The sequence below is a fragment of the Campylobacter australis genome (assembly GCF_050586305.1).
GTDB lineage: Bacteria > Campylobacterota > Campylobacteria > Campylobacterales > Campylobacteraceae > Campylobacter_A.
In genome coordinates, this window is record NZ_JAXUAA010000015.1 from 1 (window position 1) to 4591 (window position 4591).

Annotated in this window: 2 protein-coding genes; both read right to left on the reverse strand. The window is 33.9% G+C overall.

Annotated elements, in window-relative coordinates:
• The coding region (locus U5B17_RS09540) for a two-partner secretion domain-containing protein (RefSeq protein WP_430805116.1) at positions 1-2968 on the reverse strand (2968 nt) is incomplete at its 3' end.
• Between the two features lies 1 nt (position 2969).
• On the reverse strand, positions 2970-4591 hold a 1622-nt coding region (locus U5B17_RS09545; protein ID WP_430805117.1), incomplete at its 5' end, for a ShlB/FhaC/HecB family hemolysin secretion/activation protein.

Here is a 4591-nt window from a genome sequence, read left to right on the forward strand (position 1 = left end):
TATCCGCTACTAAATTCACCCCCTGTATAGTTGTATCTTTATTTGAGATTATGTTTATGTTATTAGCATTTAAATTTGATGATACAACATCCTCTTTTATGGTTTTTGTGGTTGTTTGCTTTTTAGATAAAAAGCCTTTTTTATTAACTGTGCTTGTTAGATCTATTTGGTTGTTTATAGATGAAATCTCTATGTCATTATCTGCTTTTAGGTTTATGCTCTCATTTGCATTTAGATTTGCTCCTACTAAGCTAATGTTATTTGCCCTAGCATTTATGTTGGCTGCTTTTAAATTTGATGATGTATTTTTTGTGATAGCGCCTTTAAAGGTTGTATCCTTGCCACCTATATTAAAGCTATCTCTGCTTTGGCTGGTTTTTATGACAAGGCTATTATCTGCTTTTAGGTTTATATCTTGGTCTGAGTTTAGTATAGCACCATTTATAGATATATCATTGTTAGCTTTTATTTCTAGGCTTTGGGTTGAGTTTAAATTTGATCTAGATCCTAGTGTGGTTGAAGTATAGTTTTTACCATGGGTGGTTTGTGATGTTTGATTTATATTTATATCATTTGCATTTAGGACTATTTGATTAGCACTAGCAGATGTGGAGATTAGATTTAGGTCTTTGTTGGCATTTAGGCTTATAGCACTATCTGCTATAAGGGTAGCATCTTTGTTTGTGATAGAGTTTGCGTTTAGGCTTATGTTATTAGCTATCATTGCTGCGCTATTAAATATGTTGCCATCTGCATCTATGCTTATCTCATTTTTAGCTATGAGTAGTGAGCTAGAGCTTTGTTTATAGCCTTTGCTTTTGTCAAAGCTACTTGATAAAAGAGCATTCATATCTTTATATAATGTGTCAAATTTACCTAGAGTAAATGCTGGTGAGCTACCATCGTTTGTATATAAAAAGCCAGTATTAACAGGAAGATATGTGGTAGGCAAGATATGATTTGGCTGAAATTTAGGTATATCTATTGTTTTATTGGCTTTGCTATTTATATCACCATTATTTAAATTAGTTAGGCTTGCATAGAAGTTATTATTAGCTGCAAATATAGCCATATAGCCATCATCGGCGTAATGGCGGTTGATATGTTCACCATCACCACCTTTAGTTTCCCACTTTGTTTTTAAACTACCATTTTTATACCACTTTACCTTTTCTTCCCAGTAATATGATGTATGCGAGCTAACACTTCTGCTTAGATCATAGCCTATATTATTAAGCAAACTTGCATTTAGTCTTATGTCATTGCCAGCATAGATCTGGCTTTTATCGTTTGTGATGGTGGCTATGTTGAAGTTTATATCACTACTTGCATAAATCTTAGAAGGGATAAAATTTGCTAGACTATCAGGAGTAATAAATTCTTTGGTGATTGAATAATAAAGCGTTCTAGTCTTTTCATTATCTTTTGCATGCGTGGTTGTGACAATGATAGAATTTAAAGCTTCATCTAGTTTAATAGATGTAAAAGGGTGTGAGCTAGTGCCATGAAGATGACTATCTTTTTGTAAATTTAAGGCGTAAGCTACGCTATCTTGTGAAACTACTCTGTTATAAAGTTCTAAATTTAGTTCATCATCACTGTAGGCTTTATTTTCAAGTTGCCACTGGTTTATGATCTCATCTTTTATCTTTTTTATATCAGCACTTAGTTTAAATAGTTTTTCGCCACAACATTTTAGATCAAGCGTAGAGCTAAAGGTTTGCTGTTGTTTTTCAAGTTTATTTAGTGAGTAGTTGTTTAGTTTATCTGCTTTGGCATCTATATTGTCAGCAAGTATCAGCGACGATGCGTTGTTTATCTCACTGGCTTTTAAATTTAGACTATTTGCGGCTACTATGTTTGAGTTAGCCATGTTATTTATCTGTTTAGCTGATAGCTTTATATCAGAGCCACTTAGGATGTTTGCTTTGTCTTTGTTAGTAATGGCGTTGTTTGAGTGGGCATCTAGATTGGTTTGTGCTTGTATGATGTTTTGGTTAATGATGTCGCCATTTGAGTTTATCTTTATCTGGTTTGCCTTTATAATACCAGCATTATTTACACCAACTCCATCTTTAGTGGCTATGATATTTATCTTATTTGCATACATTCCACCAAGGGCTGTGCTATCAATCAAGATAGCAGGAGTAGGGTTAGTTGTATTAGCAGTGTCTTGGTTGTTGTTTGCTACATTAGTTAGTAATCTGTCTTGATTGTTTATAGCTACATCATTAAATATCTTATTATCTTTGCTTTTTATCTTACTATCACTTGAGATTAAATTTAGCTCATTAGCATAAATTGCACTAGCTATTTTTATAGTATCTGCTATGATATTTGTATAGTTTGAGTTTTTATCATTTAAGCCATTGCCTTGGATGTTAATAACTGATTGGCTTAGGTTTTTATTTGGTGATGATAGGTTAATTGGTGCCAAATCACCATTAGTATTTAGATTTAGCTTAGCAGTACTAAATGTAGATGAGTTTGAATTTATTATATTTAGACCATTTATATTTATTCCACTAGGATTAGCTATTATTAAATCAGCTTTGCTTCCTGCTATTTCTAGATTGCCTTTTAGAAGTGATGGGTCATTTGAATTTACTTGATTTACTATTAATTTAGCAGATCCGCCATTTAAAAAGGGATTAGCCCCAACAAATCCAGCTATGCTAGTAGTATCTCCATTTACTGAGTTATTTAATACTGTGCCAGTATCAGGGGTATTAAATTTAGAGTATTCATTAAATGAGATGCCTTTATTATTAGGAGTTACTATATTTACTATTAAAGCTTCATTGTTAGCTTTTAAGATAACTGGTTGGTTTGATTTAGCTGCAGATAAATCAGGGATGATGTTTGCAAGGGAGGTGGAGATTGCTAAAAAGATGCTTAGTATGCAAGATAGCATCTTTTTAGCAAACATTGGTGTAATAGCATTAAACCATTTTACAATATTGCCCATCCTAAAACCTCCACCCAATTCTAAATCCTACATGCGTATCTTTACTCTTAAAATACTCTGGCTTATATAATGGCCTAGATATCAGCAGATCATAGCTTAAATTTGATCCCATTATATCAAACACCCCTTTTATGCCTACACCTGCCCCAGCTAGCTTGTTTGAGCCATGAACTTGCGAAGTGGTATCATACACAGCCCCACCGTCTAATGCAAGATAGATTGCATGGTTTAAAGTGTAGTTGTATGATAACATATTTCTTAGATATAATCCCTTTTGTCCAACCAAGCTCATCTGCCCATCAAATCCCCTAACACTATAAATCCCACCTATGCTTAACCTATCTTGAATGGTTAGTTTGCTTTTATTATACTGAGCATGTAGATTTGCATCATAGCTTAGGCTATTACTTAGTTTGTGTTTATATCCTATATCAAGCAGCCAGATCCTCATCCTACTTGTGCCTTCAGCTATGTTCTCTTCAGGAGCTCTTATAGCTCCTAGCATGCCAGTGCCACGCTTATATGAGAGCGAACTGTTTATCTGAGAGCTATTTAAATTTAGCTGTGATTTAACTCCTATCTCGTATCCAGCCGTTACCCTTCTTTGATTTTTTAGTTCAAACTCTTCTATATAGTTTTTGCTATCTCTTTTAAATAGACTTATAAATACACTTGATTTTATACTCTGATCTCTATAAAACAGATAGCTTAAATTTAAGCTTTGTACTCTTGAAACGCCACTATATTTATACAGGTTATTTACACCAGCTATTATTTGATCGTAGCTATAGCGTGAGTTTGTATATGCAAGGCTATAATATCCAAATGGGATAGTGAAATTTATATAGTGGTTGTGCGAGCTGCCCTTTTTACTATCATCTTTTAAATTTGTTCTTTCATTGTTTAGTACAGCCTTACCAAGGCTTAGGGTGTAGATTTCATTAAAACCAAGTAAATTAATACCACTTAGCGTTGTGCTTGCTTGATATCTGCCAGTCTCCCTGCTACCTGCATTATCTAAACTTAGATAAAGCGAGAACGGCAAATACCTGCTTGTTCTTGATATAATAATATTAGTTGAATTAGCCATGGCTGATGGGGATAGCGAAATTCCAACATCTGCAAATGTAGCGTTTGAGATGTTCTCAAGTGCTTGTTCGATATCTCTTATATTTAGAGGTTTATTATGATTAATTTGTCCAAATGCACTAAATAACATAGCCCTATGCCTTTGGTTATCGTTGTTGTTAATTGATATGCTATTTATAGTGCCTACATTTGGTTTAAATTCAAGCTTTTTTGATTTTAGGTTTAGTGGTTTTAAAGAAGCTGTGGTTGTTATATAGCCTGATGCAACAATCTCATTATTAAAAGCTGTGACGACAGAGTTTATGCTCTTTTCTCCTAGACACATACCAGGTTTAAAACCAAGAGTAGATAGGCTAGAGTTAAGATAGCTTTGAAATTTGGTTTTTATGGAGCTAAAGCCCAAGGCATCTCTTGGGCTTAAATTTAAGCTTGAGTCTAAACCTACTTCAAAGCCTAAGCCGTTATCTTCAAGGCTTTTAGTGTCAAGAGTAATTACATCTATCTCAAAGCATGGGGATTCGTTTGGGGTGAGTG